General features: G+C 66.4%; 17 protein-coding genes. 4 read left to right on the top strand and 13 right to left on the bottom strand.

Annotation, left to right across the window (positions count from 1 at the left end; genetic code table 11):
- Positions 1 to 66: 66 nt before the first annotated feature.
- Positions 67 to 3,078 (top strand): bacterio-opsin activator domain-containing protein, encoded by a 3,012-nt coding sequence (locus N6C22_RS04775; protein WP_261649788.1) that lies wholly within the window; start codon positions 67 to 69, stop codon positions 3,076 to 3,078.
- Positions 3,079 to 3,296: 218 nt separating this feature from the next.
- Here N6C22_RS04775 and N6C22_RS04770 read toward each other — a convergent pair whose 3' ends face one another.
- Both N6C22_RS04770 and N6C22_RS04765 read right to left on the bottom strand, forming a co-directional pair.
- Positions 3,297 to 5,171, bottom strand: coding sequence for an ABC transporter substrate-binding protein (locus N6C22_RS04770; RefSeq protein WP_261649787.1), 1,875 nt, complete (start codon positions 5,169 to 5,171; stop codon positions 3,297 to 3,299).
- A 335-nt stretch (positions 5,172 to 5,506) separates the two neighbouring features.
- Complete coding sequence (locus tag N6C22_RS04765; protein WP_261649786.1) at positions 5,507 to 6,565, bottom strand: ATP-binding protein; 1,059 nt, start codon at positions 6,563 to 6,565, stop codon at positions 5,507 to 5,509.
- A gap of 333 nt (positions 6,566 to 6,898) precedes the next feature.
- Here N6C22_RS04765 and N6C22_RS04760 point away from each other — a divergent pair, with 333 nt between their 5' ends.
- Entirely contained in the window at positions 6,899 to 7,360 is a 462-nt protein-coding gene (locus tag N6C22_RS04760) for a carboxypeptidase-like regulatory domain-containing protein (protein ID WP_261649785.1), read from the top strand.
- An 18-nt stretch (positions 7,361 to 7,378) separates the two neighbouring features.
- Here the strand turns inward: N6C22_RS04760 and N6C22_RS04755 are convergent, their stop codons facing one another.
- The 6 genes from N6C22_RS04755 to N6C22_RS04730 all read right to left on the bottom strand — a co-directional run bounded on the left by N6C22_RS04755 (position 7,379) and on the right by N6C22_RS04730 (position 12,329).
- Positions 7,379 to 8,104 carry a protein-L-isoaspartate O-methyltransferase gene (locus tag N6C22_RS04755; protein ID WP_261649782.1) on the bottom strand — a complete coding sequence of 242 codons (726 nt, stop codon included), beginning with the start codon at positions 8,102 to 8,104 and terminating at the stop codon, positions 7,379 to 7,381.
- A 26-nt stretch (positions 8,105 to 8,130) separates the two neighbouring features.
- Positions 8,131 to 9,120 (bottom strand): methyltransferase domain-containing protein, encoded by a 990-nt coding sequence (locus N6C22_RS04750; RefSeq protein ID WP_261649780.1) that lies wholly within the window; start codon positions 9,118 to 9,120, stop codon positions 8,131 to 8,133.
- A 40-nt stretch (positions 9,121 to 9,160) separates the two neighbouring features.
- Complete coding sequence (locus N6C22_RS04745; RefSeq protein WP_261649778.1) at positions 9,161 to 9,796, bottom strand: protein-L-isoaspartate(D-aspartate) O-methyltransferase; 636 nt, start codon at positions 9,794 to 9,796, stop codon at positions 9,161 to 9,163.
- 76 nt (positions 9,797 to 9,872) lie between these two features.
- Complete coding sequence (locus tag N6C22_RS04740; protein WP_261649777.1) at positions 9,873 to 10,523, bottom strand: HVO_0476 family zinc finger protein; 651 nt, start codon at positions 10,521 to 10,523, stop codon at positions 9,873 to 9,875.
- Between the two features lie 504 nt (positions 10,524 to 11,027).
- Positions 11,028 to 11,981, bottom strand: coding sequence for an aminopeptidase (locus tag N6C22_RS04735; RefSeq protein ID WP_261649776.1), 954 nt, complete (start codon positions 11,979 to 11,981; stop codon positions 11,028 to 11,030).
- A gap of 135 nt (positions 11,982 to 12,116) precedes the next feature.
- Positions 12,117 to 12,329: a hypothetical protein gene (locus N6C22_RS04730; protein WP_261649774.1), complete on the bottom strand. Its 213-nt coding sequence runs from the start codon at positions 12,327 to 12,329 to the stop codon at positions 12,117 to 12,119.
- A gap of 237 nt (positions 12,330 to 12,566) precedes the next feature.
- Here N6C22_RS04730 and N6C22_RS04725 point away from each other — a divergent pair, with 237 nt between their 5' ends.
- Together N6C22_RS04725 and N6C22_RS04720 are read left to right on the top strand one after the other, a co-directional pair.
- Positions 12,567 to 13,580, top strand: a complete 1,014-nt coding sequence (locus N6C22_RS04725; protein WP_261649772.1) for a type II glyceraldehyde-3-phosphate dehydrogenase — start codon at positions 12,567 to 12,569, stop codon at positions 13,578 to 13,580.
- A 58-nt stretch (positions 13,581 to 13,638) separates the two neighbouring features.
- Entirely contained in the window at positions 13,639 to 14,028 is a 390-nt protein-coding gene (locus N6C22_RS04720; RefSeq protein ID WP_261649768.1) for an Hsp20/alpha crystallin family protein, read from the top strand.
- 6 nt (positions 14,029 to 14,034) lie between these two features.
- Here the strand turns inward: N6C22_RS04720 and N6C22_RS04715 are convergent, their stop codons facing one another.
- The 5 genes from N6C22_RS04715 to N6C22_RS04695 all read right to left on the bottom strand — a co-directional run bounded on the left by N6C22_RS04715 (position 14,035) and on the right by N6C22_RS04695 (position 17,154).
- Complete coding sequence (locus tag N6C22_RS04715; protein ID WP_261649767.1) at positions 14,035 to 14,919, bottom strand: RimK family alpha-L-glutamate ligase; 885 nt, start codon at positions 14,917 to 14,919, stop codon at positions 14,035 to 14,037.
- A gap of 36 nt (positions 14,920 to 14,955) precedes the next feature.
- Complete coding sequence (locus N6C22_RS04710; protein WP_261649765.1) at positions 14,956 to 15,486, bottom strand: 50S ribosomal protein L16; 531 nt, start codon at positions 15,484 to 15,486, stop codon at positions 14,956 to 14,958.
- Positions 15,487 to 15,644: 158 nt separating this feature from the next.
- Positions 15,645 to 15,875 carry a TrmB family transcriptional regulator gene (locus N6C22_RS04705; RefSeq protein WP_261649764.1) on the bottom strand — a complete coding sequence of 77 codons (231 nt, stop codon included), beginning with the start codon at positions 15,873 to 15,875 and terminating at the stop codon, positions 15,645 to 15,647.
- A 726-nt stretch (positions 15,876 to 16,601) separates the two neighbouring features.
- Positions 16,602 to 16,796 carry a cold-shock protein gene (locus tag N6C22_RS04700; RefSeq protein WP_261649763.1) on the bottom strand — a complete coding sequence of 65 codons (195 nt, stop codon included), beginning with the start codon at positions 16,794 to 16,796 and terminating at the stop codon, positions 16,602 to 16,604.
- Positions 16,797 to 16,959: 163 nt separating this feature from the next.
- Positions 16,960 to 17,154: a cold-shock protein gene (locus N6C22_RS04695; RefSeq protein ID WP_261649762.1), complete on the bottom strand. Its 195-nt coding sequence runs from the start codon at positions 17,152 to 17,154 to the stop codon at positions 16,960 to 16,962.
- Positions 17,155 to 17,179 lie beyond the last annotated feature (25 nt).

Genomic DNA, 17,179 nt, shown 5'->3' with positions numbered 1-17,179 from the left:
ACAGACCTGTCTACTGTCTCACACGCGACTCTAATTGTTTAGTACCCTCCGGTCGTAGACAGGGGCATGGCGCAGGACGGAATCGGTCGGTTCGAACGACGGGAGGCACCGATAGACGAGGTGACCGTGCTGTTCGTCGACAACGACCCCGATTTCGCGGACGTATCGAAGGCGATGCTGGAGCGAGAACAACCGGGGCTGGACGTGGTTCCGGTCCCGAACGGGGAAGCCGCGTTGACGGCGATCGACGACGGCCAGCCGGTCGACTGCATCGTGAGTGACTACGATATGCCCCAGATGAACGGGCTGGAGTTACTCGAGTCGGTGAGGGAACGCGACGACCGGCTCCCATTCATCCTGTTCACCGGGAAAGGCTCTGAGGAGATCGCAAGCGAGGCGATCGCGGCGGGTGTCACGCAGTATCTCCAGAAGAAACCGGGGCGGGACCGGTTCACGCTGCTGGCGAACCAGATCGGGAACGCGGTGTCGCAGTACCGGACCGAGAGTGCACTGCGCGACCGGGTCAGACAGCAGGAGGCGGTGGCAGCCATCGGGCAACAGGCGTTGAACGAGCCACAGCTCGACGTGCTGTTCGAGACGACGGTCCGGCGGGTCGCGCGGGCGCTCGACGTGAGTCACGTCCGGGTGTTGCGCCGCCACGAGTCGACGGGAGAGCTCCTCCCGGAGGCGGAGGTGGGCTGGACAGCCGAGGCAGACCCTTCGGCACAGGCCCGCCACGTGGTGGACAACACCGACACACCGGTCGTCGTCGTCGACGACGTGGACGAGGAGACTCGCTTCGAGCCGAACGACGTGATGGTGGATGCGGCGGTCAGAAGCGGCGCGTGCGTGGCTATCGGATTGCGCGGTGAGACGTGGGGCGTGCTGGAGGCACACGCGACCAGTCACCGGAAATTCACCCAGGACGACGTGACGTTCCTGCAGAACGTCGCGACCGTGCTGGCGAGCGCGGTCGAGCGGACCGTCATCGAGGACGAGCGCCGCGAGAGCAGCGAGCGCTACCGGACGCTGGTCGAGGTGTCGCCGAACCCGATCCTGGTCCACCGGAACCTCGACGTGGTGTACGCGAACCCGGCGGTCGTGTCGTTGCTCGGGGCGGAAAGTGCAGAGGCCGTCCTGGAGAAGTCCGTCTCGGACATCATCCACGCGACCGAACTCGAGGAGGTCGAGTCGATCATCAGTGAGGTCGAGCGAGGAGCCATCGAACCGACGCGGCGTGAGCGGCGCATCGTCACGGAGGACGGGACCGTCAAACACGTCGAGACGACCTCGCGGGCTATCGAGTACGAGGGGGAGCAGGCGGTGTTGACCATCGCGACGGACATCACGGAGCGCAAGCAGTACGAGCAGACCCTGAACACGCTCCACGAGACGACGCGCGTGCTGATGCGGGCGGAGACGTACGAGGATATCTGCGAGACGACGGCCGGGACAGCCGCGGACCTGCTCGGCCTGAGCGCGATGGTCGTCTACCAGTTCGACAGCGAGGTCGGCCGGCTGGAGCCGGTGGCGACGACGCCGAGCACGGCCGACCTCCTGGAGTCCCCGCCGGCAATCGAACGCGGGGACAGCAACGTCTGGTCGGCGTTCAGTGCGGGCGAGTCGCAGTACTTCAGCGACGTGAGCGACGGCGATGGTGGGCTCTGTGCGGGTGTCGAGAGCGAACTCGTCATCCCGCTCGGCACGCACGGGGCGATCGTCGCTGCCAGCGGGGTCGTCGATGGGTTCGACGAGTCGACCATCGAGATGTTGCACATCCTGGCGGCGAACACCGAGGCGGCACTCGACCGGGCCGAACGCGAGCAGTTGCTCCGGGACCACGACCAGACGCTGAGTCAGCAGAACGAGGAGCTCCGGAAGTTGAATCACACGAACAAGATCGTCCGGGACGTGAACCGGGCGGTCGCGCAGGCGTCGACGCGGCGCGAGATAGAGCAGGCGGTGTGTGACCGGCTGGCCGACGCGGACCCGTACGTCTGCACCTGGGTTGGGGAGGTCGACGCCGCGACCGAATCGGTGTCGCCGCTGGTCTGGGCGGACGCCGACGCGAACTACATGGACCGGGTGGGTGACACGCCCGAGGCCGCGACGCCGGAAGGTGAACTCTGTCGGCGGGCGAGCGAGGAACAGTCGGTGCAGGTGGTCGAGAACGTCCTGAACACGCCCAACTGGGAGGACCGCCGGACCGAGTCGCTGACGTACGGCTTCCAGACGGTCGTCGCGGTCCCGCTGGTCGACAACGAGCGCGTCTACAGCGTGCTGGTGTTACACGTCTCGACGCCGGAGACCGTCACCGACCGAGAGGTCGAGGTGCTGGCCGAGCTCGGCCAGACCATCGGCTACGCCATCCACGCTATCGAGCGAACTCGGGCGCTCGTGACCGACAGCCGAATCGAACTCGAGTTCCTCGTCGAGGACGAGCGCCTCTCGTTCAGCCGGCTCTCGGCGGAGGTCGGGGGGACCCTCGCGCTCGACGGCGCGATCGCCCGCCCGGACGGGACCCATCTCTGTTTCATCACCGTGACCGGGGTCGCACCCGAGACGGTCGAGGAGACGGTCGCGGACTGGTCGGCGGTCACATCGATCACGCGCATCACCGAAGACGAGGACGAACAGCGGACGCTGTTCGAGCTTCGTCTGGTCGAGCCACGGCTGTTCGAGTTGCTGCGGGAGTACGACGGGTCGCTCCGTGAACTGGAGGCGACCGAGGGCGTCACCGAGCTGCTCGTCGACCTGCCACAGGGCGGTGACACCCGTGGCCTCTGGAACGACATCCAGGAGACCTACCCGGGGACCGAACTGGGGGCGCGCCGAGAGACGACCAGTAGCGCACGGAAGACGCGCGACCTTCGAACCTGGGTCGAGAACGAGTTGACCGAACGCCAGTTCGAGGCACTCCAGGCCGCGTTCTACGCGGGGTTCTACGCGTGGCCCCGTGGCGTCACCGGCGAGAAACTCGCCGACGCCCTCGACGTGACGCCCCCGACGTACCACTATCACCTGCGAGCGGCCGAACGGAAGCTCGTCGAGTCGGTGTTCGAATCCGACTCTAATTGATTAGAGTACCGGGTTACCAGACACGAACTAATTAGAGTAAACGGTTAATCCCATTCCCACCATACCATGAGATGGCGAATGAGCAGCTAACCGCTGTCGCCACCCCCATACTCCCCCCAACCCCCCCTTCCTGACGAACCAAACTCCCGAGAGGCGTGGCTGTGTGTCGATACGCTCGACAAAGAACAGGACCGCAGAGTGGGATGACCGAGTGTCGTTCAGCGACGCGATCCGATACTGACCGTGTTGTACTTCTGGCGCGAGTCACCGCCCCCACCGAACTTGGGGATGTCGACCCAGTCGTACGCGAAGCGCTCGTCGACCGCGTGGTAGGCCGGCAGGAGGACCATGTCCTCCCAGTTCGCCTCCTCGAGGGTGACGTAGCCGTCGTTCCGTTTCTGCTGGGCCGCATCGGTCGGTGCCTGGTTGTTCGAAATCGTCTCCCAGGCGTCGGCAGCTCGCTGTGAGGCGGACCCAGCGGCGTCGTCCCAGTCGACGTAGGCACCGGCCGCACCGTCCGACGTGTCCGTGATCTTCGGCGGAGCGAGTTGCCCCCAGAAGTTGTCCGGGGCGGGCCAGTCCATCGCCCAGCCGAGGGAGAACGCGGCGAGGTTGCCGGAGCGACCACGGTTGAGCAGCGTCGAGAAGGGGGCCTCCTCGAGCTTCATGGTGATGTGGGCGCTGCTGAGCTTGTCGCGGAGGATCTTCCCGAGACCCTGCCAGGTGTCGGACTGGTAGGTCGTGAAGGTGACCTCGTACTTGTTGTTCGGACCGTAGCCCGCGTCTTTCATGACCTGACGGGCGGACTCGAGGTCGGTCGTGTTGTACCCGTAGGGGTAGTTCTCCTTCGCGTGCTGGTCGTAGGCGGACGCGCCGCCGGGGTAGATGCTCGGGGGCGTGAAGTGGTAGGCGGGCTTGCCGCGGCCCTTGAACACCTGGTCCACGCCCTCCTGCTGGTTCATCGCGTACGCAATCGCCTTGCGCGCGGGTTCCTCGACGTTCTTCGCGTTCAGGCCGATGTAGTACGTGTTGATGGTCGGGACCGAGAGGTAGTTCGCGGTCTCACCGTTGCGCATCGGCCCGTACGTCCCGACCTGCCGCCCGAGGTCGTCCGTCTCCTCGACCGTGACCTTGGTCGGGTCGTACTTCGACGTCGGCATCGGCGCGAGGTCGGCGTTCTTGTTCTGGCCGTAGTTGTACAGGGCGTCGGTGTCGGTGATGACCTGCCAGTGGACGCGCGCGACCGACGCGGTCTGCCCGTGGTAGTCGTCGAAGCGGGTGACCGCGGCCTGCGTGTTCGTCTCCCAAGTCTCGAAGGAGAACGGGCCAGCACCGATGGGGTTCTGCGTCGCGAACTTCTTGTGGCTCATCTCGCCGTCGTACCCCTTCACGTCGCCGAGGATGCCCTCGGGAACGGCCGCGAAGGCAGTGTAGGCGAGCATCTCGAGGGTGGAGTGGAACGGCTGGGCGAGTTCGATCTCGAGGGTCGTGTCGTCGACCGCCCGGACCGCGAGCGAGCCGGGCTTGTACACCTCGGTCTCCTCCCCGTCGTCGGTCGTGACGGTCTTCGTCTCGTGTTTCACCCCCATCGAGTCGAGGATGAAGTAGTCACGACGGGTGTGTTCGGACGCCGCGAGGCGCTCGAACGAGTAGACGAAGTCCTGGGCAGTGACGGTGTCGCCGTTGTGGAAGGTCGCACCCTCCTTGAGAGTGAACGTGTAGGTCCGCGAGTCCGCCGAGACCTCGAAGTCCGTGGCGAGCAGGGGCTCGACCGCGACCTCGGCGTTCGGGTAGTTCATCAGGGGGTCGAACACCTGCTGGATGACCTCACCGGAGGCCGTGTCGGTCGCCTTGATGGGGTCGAGCGTGCTCATCGTCGCGTTGGTGAGCTGGAAGGTCGCGTCCGTGTTCCCACCCGAGGAGTCGCCGTCGTCGGTGTTCTTCGTATCGTCGGTGCCGTTCGTGTCGTCGGTTCCGCCGTCGGTCGTGCCGGGGTCGTCGGTGGTCGAACACCCGGCGAGGGTCAGGGCGGTCGCCGCGCCGCCGGTCGCTTTCAGGAACGTCCGGCGCTGGAGGGACTTTTCATCTGACATACGACCGAACGTTCCAAGACAGTTCTATTAATAGACACGTTAAGAAAAAGAGCCCTTTGTCCAAAACGTGATTTTTATCTAATCTACAGACATGTATTCGTCGGTGTGTGTCCGGGCGCGTTGCGCCGCGAGAAACAAGTGCCAGTCGCCGGCTGTCGAGGGCACGGACCGGCGACCGGAAGACACCGGCGAGAGGGCAGTGACGCCGATGTCGAGGGGTTGCTGTGCCGACAGGAGGGCGGTGGATGGGCAGGAGGATGACAGTGGGCGGCGTGTCCTGTCGACAGTCTACTGTAGCACCGTCTCGGACTTAACCCCGGTGGAGACTCAAACGCTCATTTGAGGCTCTGGGGGGCCTCTCCGCCAGTATCCACCGTGCCTGCACGCGGGCTCGACCCACCGTGGGGAGTCGTTCGCTCTCGAACGCGAACCGCATGCACGGCCTCTCCCGTATCGTCGACGACCGTCACGTCGCCCGGCCGGGTCGGCATCCCGGCCGTGAGCGCGTCCGCGGCGTACGCCGGGCGAGCACGGTCGAGCGCGTCACGGTCGGCCCGGTCGGTCAGCCGGTGCGCGATGACCAGGTCCGACTGCGAGATGGCGACAGTGGGCACCGCGTCGGGGCGCTGCGTGGCGGCCAGCAGGCTCACGCCGGGCTGACGGCCCCTGGTCAGCAGCGTCTGGAGTGCCGGCGCGGCGACCCCGTCGAAGAACACGTGCGCCTCGTCGCAGAGCAGCCACGGGAGTCGGGCGATGTTCCCGGCAACCCGGGCCTCGTACAGCCCCGTCGCGACCGCCCGAACGACCGCGTTCATCGCGGTTTCGGGGGTGCCCGCGAGGTCGAGGACGGTGGCCTCACCCGTCGCGAGGTCGGTCGCGTCGAGTCCCGCCGGCGCGAACACGTCCCAGGATTCGGCGAGTGTGAGGTGGTTCCGGGCGGTTCGGCGCGCGACGGGCCCGCACTCCAGGTCCTCGACTCGCCGGCGCATCCCCGCCAGCGTCTCGGCACCCGCTGCCGCCTGCCAGACCACCGCCCCGGCCGCGGAGTCGGGTGCGAGTCCGACCAGGTCGCACCACGCCCGGGGTGGCAGGGTCGAGGCAGCGACCCGCGGCTCGGCGACGACCGAGGCCGGGACCGCCCCCGAATCGAGCGTCGTGAACACGCCCAGCGGGTCCACGACCACGGGCGCGACGCCCCGGGCCCCGGCCAGCCCCTCCGCGATGACACCGAGGGTGTAGGACTTCCCGTAGCCGCGCTTCCCCACGACGATTCCGGCATGCGGGAACTCGCAGTCGAGTTCGACCCCTGCGCCGTAGCTCCCGTCCGGGGCCCTGAAATGCCCGAAGTCTACTGTCTCGCCACTCTCGTCCGCGTCCCGCCCGATGACGACCATGGCGGGTGTGGGCCCGGCTTCGGGTTTGAATTATTGGGGAATCAATTACCATGGCGCGCGCTGGTGAACGTGCTTCGCGCCAGCGAAGCCGTGAGCCGCTGCCGCGCGAGGGACGACTGGAACGAAGCGGAGCGAAGTGGAAGGAGTCGGCTGGGGAGGGTGTGGTGTGGGACGGTGCGGTGGCGGTTCCATTACCACCAGCGCGAGTGACCTGCTCCTCGACACCACTACCGTCTCTCGAATCGCCAGAACCGGACCGGACGAAAACCGGGCCGCCCTCGAACACCCCCAACCAGCCAACCATTCAAATACCAGCACGCGGCCAACCCCGGCATGACCCGCGACCACTCCCGACTCGACCGCCTCCGCGACGACACCCGCGCCATCGAAGGGCTCCCCATCCGACTCGTCATCGCCCTCGTCGTCGGCGTCGCCAGCCTCTCCGTGATGATGAACATGATCTCCGGCATCGGCGCCCTCACCGTCACCGAGGTCGACGCCCAGCCGAGTCCGGACGTCGTCACGCCCGGCGAGCAGGCCGTGACCATCACCGTCGTCGACACCAACGGCGACCCCGTCGCGGGCGCGACCGTGGTCGTGAAAGGCGAGACCGCGAAGCTGGACGGAATCAGGACCGCGAAGACGGGAGCCGAGGGACAGGCCACCCTCGACATCGCGCCCACACTCGGCCCGAATCAGGAAGAAGGCACGCTCGAGATCGACATCAAACCACCCGCCGGCAGCGAGTACGCCGACCAGCGCGCGAACACCGTCATCCTCGTCATCGAGGAGTAGCGGCGGAAGGACGAGGGGCTACTCCCACTCGATCCAGTCGTACTCCCAGCCGCGCTGGACCGCCTGGGCCGCGCGCTCACGGTCCTCGCGGGCGGTCCGGTTGCGCTCGATGGCACCGGCCTGCTCGCCCTCGACGAGCAAGGGGGCGAACGCGACCGGGCCGAAGCTGTCGACCTGCTCGCCGTCCTCGACCGCGACGATGTGCTGCTCGCCGACGCCCTGGGGCATCACGAGTCGGCCGTCGGCTGCCAGCTGGTCGACGAGCTTGCACGGCGGGTCGACAGCGGCTGCCTCGACCAGAATCTTATCGAAGGGGGCGTACTCGGGTAGCCCGCGGGCCCCGTCGCGGCAGTCGACGAACACGTCCTCGTAGCCCGCCGACGCGAGGTTCGTCCGAGCGTCGTAGACGACGTGCCGGGTGATGTCGATGGCGTGGACGTGTCGCGACCCGGCGATCTCGGCGGCGACGGCCGCGGTGTACCCCACGCCCGCGCCGACGATGAGGACCGAGTCGCCCTCGCGAACGTCGAGCGCCTCGAACAGCCTGGCGACCAGGCTCGGCGAGAGGACGGTCGTTCCGCCGTGGTCGTGGGCCTGGTCGGCGTAGGCGGTGCGGTCGTCCGCGACGAACTCGTGGCGGGGGACCTCCCGCAGGGCGAGGCCGACGGCCTCTGTGGACACGACGCCCTTCGCGTCGTGTTCGAGGCTGTCGACCATGTCGTCGCGTAGCACCGCTGGCTCCATACGTCGGCCTCGGTGATGCACGTATATCAAACTCGCGCCTGTCCGAAGACGACCTGTCTGGCGGTTCCGGGCACATCTCTGACCTGTACCGCCCGGAATCCGGCCCCGTCGAACCACGCGCGGTACCGGTCGCTCGTGTAGCACGCCCCCTCGCCGGTCGCCAGCTCGGTGACCGCCGTGGCCGTGGCCCGCGAAGAGCGGTCCCGGAGGTGGTCCACGACGACGAGCCAGCCGCCGGTGTCGCCGGACTCACCGGACTCGCTCGTCGTGAGCACCTCGTGCGCCCGCTCGACCAGTTCGCGGTTCGTCGCCGTGTCGAACTCGTGGGTCCGCATCGGGACGAAGACGCAGTCGACCGCGGGGAGGGTCGACCCGGCGTCCTCGCTGTCCAGTGCCGCTGGCTCCCCCGCAACCGTCTCGACCGGTTCGTGTGCGAGCAACGACTCGCTCTCGGCCAGTCGTTCCTCGCTATCGAGCAGCGTCACGTCGTATCCCCGGGTGGCGAACTCGACGGCGTAGGTTCCCGGCGCACCACCCAGGTCCAGCACCCGTCCGATGGTGTCCGTCCCCGACATCGCGTGCTGTGCCGCCGTCACGCAGGCCCGGACCGTCGCCGCGTCGGTCGCCTGCACGTGGCCGAGCTCGTTCCAGGTCGCGTCCGCGGCGCTCGTTATCGCGGCGTCCGGCTCCCCGGTTCGCATCGTCTCGGGGAGTTCTCGAAGGGCCGCCAGCACGTCGAGTTCGTGCGGGAGTCGGCTCACGGAGCGAAGGTCACTCGCCGCGAGGAATCCCAGTGCCCGGTTCGTCGGCTCGTAGGCCCCGTCCACCTGCGCGAAGAATCCCTCGTCGGCCAGCGTCTCGACCGTCAGCCGGGCCGCTCGCTCGGTGATGCCCGTCTGCGCGGCGATCTCGGCCGGTGTGTCGGCGTCGGCGACGAGCGCGTCGAGCACGCCCGTCTCGCGGGCGGCCCACAGCAGGAACAGCGTCTCCGTCGTCGTCTCCGTCTGCTCGCTCATGCCCGAGTCATCGGGGGCAAGCTACGTCAACCTTGCAGCCTCACCCCTGCATCCTGACGAAGCGCACCCCGCCGCGGTCTTCGGTCTCCAGCGACCCGTCGGCCCGGCGGGTCGCGGCGACGAGGCGCTGGCTGGCCGTCCCGATGGGTGCGAGCAGCCGCCCGCCGGGACGGACCTGCTTCACCACCGCCGAGGGGAACTCGGGCGCTGCACAGGTCAGGTACGCCGCGTCGTAGGGCGCGTGCTCGGGCCACCCCGCGCGCCCGTCGCCAACCCGAATCGAGATGTCGTCGTAGCCCAGCCGGGCCAGCCGCGTGCCAGCTTGCTGGGCCAGGTCGTCGTTGTACTCCACCGAGAAGACGTTCGCCGGCCCGACCACCTCGGCGGTGACCGCGGCGTGGTAGCCACACCCGGTCCCTATCTCGAGGACCCGGTCGCCCGGCTCCAGGGCCAGCTCGTCGACCATGATGGCCACCATGTGCGGCGCGCTGATGGTCGCCCCGTCGCCGATGGGGAGCGGCCGGTCGGCGTACGCCTCGCTCTGGTGGCCGCTGGGGACGAACTCGTGGCGGGGGACGGCCCGCATCGCGTCCAGTGTGGACTCGCGCTGGACGTTCTCGCGGCGGGCGAGCGCGTCGACGAGCGAGTTCCGGGCGGTCTCGAAGTCGGTGGCCATGGTCGTCTCTGGTCGTCAGGAGATTGGACCGCGAGCCTGAAATCGGTTCGCGTTGGAGAAGTGAGAGTCTCGCCGGTTACCAGGCGGACCAGGCCGTCGTCTCCTCGTCCCAGGCGTAAACGCGCTTCGCGTCCTTCGCGATGACGGTGTCACCGGCGTGGCTGAGGTGGTCCTGGTGGTAGCCCTCGGCGTCCTGGCGGACCGCGATACCCTTCACGGTGAACTCGTTCTCACCGAACACCTCCTTCTCGCCGACGGTGAACTCGTAGTCGCCGGGCACGTGGACCTTCTCGGCGCGAGTCTCGTTGTTCCGGCCGTCGCGCGGGTGGATGGTCACGTTCACGCCGACGTTCCCGACCGCGCGGGTCCAGAACACGTCGACGTCCTTCGCGAGCGCCTCGTCGGTGCGCTGTTCCTTGCCGACCTCGAGGTCGGTGATGCGCACCGTCATGATGGCCTCCTCGGTGTCGAGGATGAACTCCTCGCCGACCGCGACGGTCTCCTCGGCGGGGGCGTCGACCCGCGCCGTGAAGGACTCGCCGTCCTGGCTGACGACGACCTTGACGTTCACCGTCTCCTCCGCCTCGATTCGTTCCTTGTGGACGTGACTGCACTCCGTACAGCGTACCGTGTACATGTCGCCGCGCTCCTTCAGCACCTCGTGGACGGTCTCACCCGTCGCACAGGAGGGGCACGAAACGGCGACACGTTCTGCGACCTCGGTCATAGTCGGTTCTAGCAGGGAGCGCGGTAAAAGCCGTCGGAGTCCGTCTCGTGTGGTTGCGTGTGACATTCGGTGGTGCGTGACCGGTCGTCTGCTGGTGGTTTCTCGGGCAGCTCGTCGTCTGAGTCCTGCACCAGAGCCGTGGCGCGCGTGGCCGAGACGGGCGGGCGATAGCGAGTCGTGTCGGAGGCGACGCGCGAGGTCCGCACGAGCGGTAGCGAGAGCGGGCTCGTGAGAGCTTGCTCTCACGGTGGACGACCGGAACGAAGCGGAGTGGAGGAAGTCGGCTGGGGAGGGCGTGGCTGCGGTGGCGGTGCGGTTGCGGTTCCATCACCGCCAGCGCGAGTCAGCTGCTCGTCGACACCAGTTGCATCTCGGTGAGTATGGACTCGAACCGGCAACTCGATTCCACCAGAAACAGCACCCGTCGAAATTCGAACCGAAAACCCAGAAACCGCCCTTACTCCGAGCCGCCGGGCAGCGCGACCGCCTCCCAGTCTCGCGGTTTCACCGGTCGACCGTCGGGAGGTCGACCTTCTCCCCGTCCGCATACACGGTCGGGTCGCGGATGATGCCGTCCTGGTGGATGGGCGCGCTCACGTCGCCGCCGATACCGGCGTCGTCGCCGAACGCGATGTGGACCGTCCCACCGGCCTTCTCGTCCAGAAGCACGGACCCCACCAACTCGGTCACGGCGACGTTCGTCCCGATGCCGAGCTCCGCGAGGTTGTAGGCGTCCTGCCCGACCTCCTCGGCCGCGGTCTCGAGCATCGCGTCGATCTCCTCGGAGTCCGTCGACGTGACGTAGCCGTCCTCGACCTCGATGGTCACGGTCTCGCCCTCGTCGAGCAGGCCGTGGGGGTCGATAGTGCCGTCGACGACGTAGGTCCCGTTGGTGTTCTCCGGAGAGACGAACACCTCGCCGGCGGGGAGGTTCGAGAAGTCCCCGGGCTCGTGGACCATCCCGGTGTCGGAGCGCCAGTCGCGGTCGCCGATCTCGAAGGTGATGTCGGTTCCGAGTTCGGTCGTGACGCGAACCTCGTCGGCGTCGGCGACCTGCTCCAGCATCGCCTCGCACTCGGCCGCGATGTTCTCGTAGTCGGCGTCGAGACCGGTCGTGAACACCTCCTCGGTGATGCCGGGGAGGGTCGACCCGCGAGCGCCCGCCTCGCAGGCGTTGCCCCGGGCGCGAGTGTGGCTGATGCTCTTGGTCGTCGGCGCGAGGAACACGTCGCTGCCTTCCATCGCGGCCGCGACGGGGGCGGGCGGCTCCTCACCGTGCTGGTCGCCCGGCGGGTAGCGCGCGATGGTGACGTCGTCGGTCACGGCGGCGGCCGCGTCGTACAGCGCCTCGCCGATGGGCTGGCGCTTGTCGTCGGTGACGATGACGCAGGACTCGTCTGGCTGCACCGCGAGACACTGCCGGATGGCCGTCTCGGCCGGCTCCTGGAGGTCTGACATACGAACTCGAACTCGGGGACGGCTGAAAGAGCTTATCGTCTCGGTGCCGCCGCGTGGCGGACGCTCCTCCCGCCCGTGGACGCGTGCCACGTCGGTCTCAAGGACACCTGCCGCGTCGGTCCCGAGGACAACCGCTCAGATGAGCGTGGTCCCGAGCATCAACAGCAGCCCCAGGATACCGAGGACCGCGCCGTCGCACTCGACGTGACGCATGGCACTGTCGCGGTGGGCGGTGTCGCGAACGAACAGCTGCCTCGCCGGGCTGTTCCGGCCTGTCGTCGTCCGGATCGACCGGATACCCCCGACGAACAGCACCAGCCCCGCGACGAACACCCCAACTGTGAACATCCTCCATCGTACAGATTACCGGACTGATATTTAATATTTGCACATTATCAACCATGGAACTATTGGCGGCGACTGAGAACGGAGGTAATCACGCGTTACTCCCCACAGCTGTTCACACATCACAGCCACCATCATGGCCGAACCGCCCGACGCCGCGTCGGTTCGAAGAACTTACTCGACTCCGAAGTAGGTACGGACCTCGAAACCGTTATGCACGGCGTCTGTGCACCTTCGCGTATGATCCAGGTGGCCATCAACGGCTACGGTACCATCGGCAAACGCGTGGCTGACGCCGTCTCAGCCCAGCCCGACATGGAGGTCCTCGGCGTCGCGAAGACGCGCCCCAACTTCGAGGCCGAGACCGCCGTCGAGAAGGGATACCCGCTGTACGCCGCCATCGAGGACCGGCTCGACCAGTTCGACGAGGCCGGCATCGAGGTCGCCGGGACCGTCGACGAGCTGGTCGAGGCGGCCGACATCGTCGTCGACGCCTGTCCCTCTGGCATCGGTGCCGACAACAAGGCGATGTACGAGGAGTACGACACCCCGGCGCTGTTCCAGGGCGGCGAGGACGCCGACGTGGGCGAGGTGAGCTTCAACGCCCGCGCGAACTACGACGAGGCGGGCGACGCCGACTACGTCCGCGTCGTCTCCTGCAACACGACCGGCCTCTCCCGGCTGGTCGCCCCCCTCGAAGAGGCGTACGGTATCGAGAAGGTCCGCGCCACGCTGGTCCGCCGCGGCGGCGACCCCGGCCAGACCGGCCGCGGCCCCATCAACGACATCCTGCCGAACCCGGTCACGCTGCCGAGCCACCACGGCCCCGACGTGAACACCATCTTCCCCGACCTCAACATCGACACGCTCGGGATGAAGGTGCCCGCCACCCTGATGCACACCCACAGCATCAACGTCGAACTCGAATCACGCCCCGACGCCGCCGAGGTGCGCGAACTCCTCGAATCGCAGTCCCGCACCTTCGTCGTGCCCGACCACATGGACATCGACGGTGCGGGCAAGCTCAAGGAGTACGCCATGGACCGTGGCCGCCCGCGCGCCGACATCTGGGAGAACTGCATCTGGGGCGCGTCCATCACGATGGAGGACAACGACCTCTACCTGTTCCAGGCCATCCACCAGGAGTCCGACGTGGTCCCCGAGAACGTCGACGCCATCCGTGCGGTTCTGGGCACGAAATCCGCAGAGGAGAGCGTCGAGACGACGAACGACGCGATGGGGATGGGCCTCTGAACGCACGGTGAGTGTCGGGGACAGAAGGTTTTTGACCTGACGCCCGCTACCCACGTCCATGCGTCGTGACGACCGTGACGAACCGTTCGACGACTTCTTCAAGGAGATCGAACGGATGATGAACGAGATGATGGGTGACCGGTCGATGGACATGCACTTCGAGGGCGACGCTGGCTTCGGTTCCGACACGCATGTCGACATCCACGAAACAGACGACGAGATCCGCGTCATCGCGGACATGCCAGGTGTCGAGAAAGACAACATCAAACTTGAATGCGACGGCGAGGCGCTGACCATCGGCGCCGAGAGCGAGCACCGACAGTACCACGAGCGCGTCGAGCTGCCCACGCGCGTGGACGAACACACCGCAACCGCGACCTACAACAACGGGGTCCTCGAGGTCGTCTTCGACCGGATGGACAGCTCGGCCGACATCGACCTGAAGTAGGTCCCCCTACCCCGATTCTGCGGTCGTTCGTATCACGTCCGCGAGCCGGTCGTAGAACCCCGGCTCGTACTTGTCCGCGTCGTCGATGGTCGGCCGGGCGTTCGTCTCGTTGACCAGTACCCTTCCACCGTCCTCGTCGACCAGCAGGTCCACGCCGAGGAACGTGATGTCGAGCGCGTCGGCGACCGACTCCGCGAGCCGACGGTACTCGGCGTCGAGGTCGACCGGCGTCGCGGTCGCCCCCCGGTGGACGTTGTGCTTCCAGCGTCCGGCTTCGCGGTCGGGCTCGGGCAGCCGACGCTCGACCGCGCCCACGTACTCGCCGTCGAGCACCATCACGCGGTAGTCCCGCGCGTCGGGGACGTACTCCTGCACGAGGAACGACCGGTCGCCCGTCGCCCGGTAGTCGTGGACGAGGTCGAGATAGTCGGTGACGCCGAGGAACGAGTCGAGGTCGCCGACCTTCGCGACGCCCACGCCTCTCGTCGTCGAGTTCGGCTTGAGCACGACCGGCGCGTCGAAGTGCTCGAACGCGTCGGCCAGTTCGGACTCGTCGACAGGGTTCGACACCATCACGGATTCGGGAACGGGGATACCGGCCTGCCCGAGCCGGGCGAGCACGCCAGCCTTGTTCCGGGACGTGAGAATCGCGTCCCGGCCGTTCATCCACGGGACGTCCAGCAACGCGTCGGCCACGTCACCCTCCATGAGCCGGCTGGGGTAGACGAAACCGACGTCGAAGTCACCGGGTGCGAAGGGGGCGTCCGCGGGCGAGAGCGGGAGCGTCCGCTCGTCTACCTGGACGTGCTGGACCGAGACGCCACGCTCTCCGAGTGGCGCACGCATGCGCTCGAACGTCTCCGCATTGGTGACGACAGCGAGGTCGACCATGCGAGGGCGTTCGAGCGCGAAAAGAAAAGCGCTCGCTTACGCGATGAGCTTCTCTTCGCCGCGTTCGACGACGACACGGCACGGCGGCGAGATCTTGTTGTAGGCGCGGCGGAAGGCGTCCTTGACGACGGGAGCCTGCTCGACCGTACACCAGCAGGTGAACAGACGCTCGCCACGCTGGATGCGGGCGGCGGTGCCGACGACCTTACCGAACGCCTGGCGCATCCCGTCGGAAACACGGTCCGCACCCGCGCCGGTCGCCTGCTTGTTCTCGCGCAGGACGTGGTGCGGGAACTTCCGCAGGATCATGTAGTAGTTGCCCTCGCCGAGCTCCTTGATGAGGTGACGGTTCGCGGACAGGCGCGAGGCCTCCATCGAGCCGTGGCGGATCTGGCACTCCTCCTCGAGGACGAGGCTGATCTGGACCGGCCAGTCGTCGGGCTCGGACGCCGTGTCGCCCATCTTGTGCTGTGCGATCTTCGAACCGGGGATGCCTGTGATGTACTCACGTCGCGTGTACGCGGGCTTGGAAATCTCCCGGTACATCGAGGCGGGTTTGTCCGACATGGTTATTACGGACAACTGAGGCTGAGAACGTGAATAAAGCCTTCGAAGCGGGAGCGGTTCCCGCTGCCCGGCCGAACCGGGACGACATGCCGGAGCCTGACCACTCAGGCCCTGGTGGAAAGAGACCGCAAGAACAGACAGATACTATAAACGTTGGCTCAGGCGCAGACGTATTCGTCGCCGTCGCGCTCGACGTGGCCGTCCTTCGAGAGGGACTTCAGGACGCTCAGGAGCGCGATCTTCTTCATGCCCAGGGTGTTCTGAATCTCGTCGACAGTCGCCGAGCCGGCCGTCTCCAGGAAGAAGTAGACGAGCTTGGCGCGCGGCGAGGTGAGGGTTTCCGGCAGCGGTTCGAAGGTCGGTTTGACGACAGCCTGTTGAATGCTCATTGTGTTTGTGAGGTCGCATTTCTCCAATATAAATCTATGCAGGGGAGAGTAGAAACTCCTAGTATGGCATTATATGTGTACCTACGCAATGACACACGGTTGAGACTATTTGTCATACCCCTGGAACCGCCACACGGCCGACCGATACCTGTCGTTCCTGGTACGTAGCGTCCGAAGAATAACCGACGAGCGTCAACCGCCGACTGTGGTAGGACACGGGACGACGGCCATGCAGCCACTCACGGCCGCCGTCTGAGCATGAGTATCGGCAGGGAACGCTCGATAGAGGCACGTGCCCGACGTGGGCAAGTGAGACTCCAGCGCACAGCGGGTGACCGCTGCATCTACATCTTTGGACCCATGTATTAAAATCTTGCCCATTAGCGCAAAGATAGCCATCTATTTCGCACTACAACGAACAAATAGCAAATTAATCCGCGAAACAGACACAGAAGCAACTATTTCTTGTTCGCGCCCCGGTGGAACTGCCCGTTCGTCAGATGAGGCTGGCCGGACGACCGGTGAAATGGCGGGGGTGCTCGACCAGCGCATCGCCACACAGCGGTGTGAGAGACCGGCACATACGTGCCCAGAAACGACCGCCGATGTGGTCACTGGCAGGCAACTGATGTCGTCACTGGCGGGCAACCGATGTCGTCACTCGCAGGCCACCGATGTCGCCACTCGCAGGTAGTACGCGAAAGAAATCCGCTCCGGTGTTCGTGTCTACAGACGCGTCAGGTTGGCCGCGCGCGGGCCCTTGTCGCCGTCGACGATGTCGAACTCGACTTCCTGGCCCTCTTCGAGGTCCTCGCCGCCGATGTCCGCCATGTGGAAGAACACGTCGTCGTCTTCGTCTTCAGTATCGATGAAACCGTAACCGCCGGACTCCTTGAAGAAGTCCACAGTGCCTTTCGCCATTACGACTGGACGGAGTGGGCAGTCCAAAATAACGTTTTCGAGATACTCGTCACTGCCGGCGCTCACGGTGCTGTCGTCGTGAAACGGTCGGTTCGAACAGACTACGTCCCGGTGTGATCGAGACTGCTGTCGGAGTGCTACTGCGGCCGTGAGTCTCGCGACTCTACAGGCGGACGACGTTCGTCGCGCGCGGGCCCTTCGGGGCGTCGTCGATGTCGAACTCGATCTCCTGGCCCTCCTGCAGGTCCTCGCCGCCGACGTCCGCCATGTGGAAGAATACGTCGTCGTCCTCGCCCTCTGCGTCGATGAAACCGTAGCCGCCTGTGTCGTTGAAGAAATCAACCTTGCCTGTCGTCATTGCTTCTGGACGGACCCGGTGTGTA

Source organism: Haloarchaeobius sp. HME9146 (genome assembly GCF_025399835.1).
In the GTDB taxonomy this organism is placed as follows: domain Archaea; phylum Halobacteriota; class Halobacteria; order Halobacteriales; family Natrialbaceae; genus Haloarchaeobius.
This window is presented reverse-complemented; position numbering and strand designations above follow the sequence as displayed.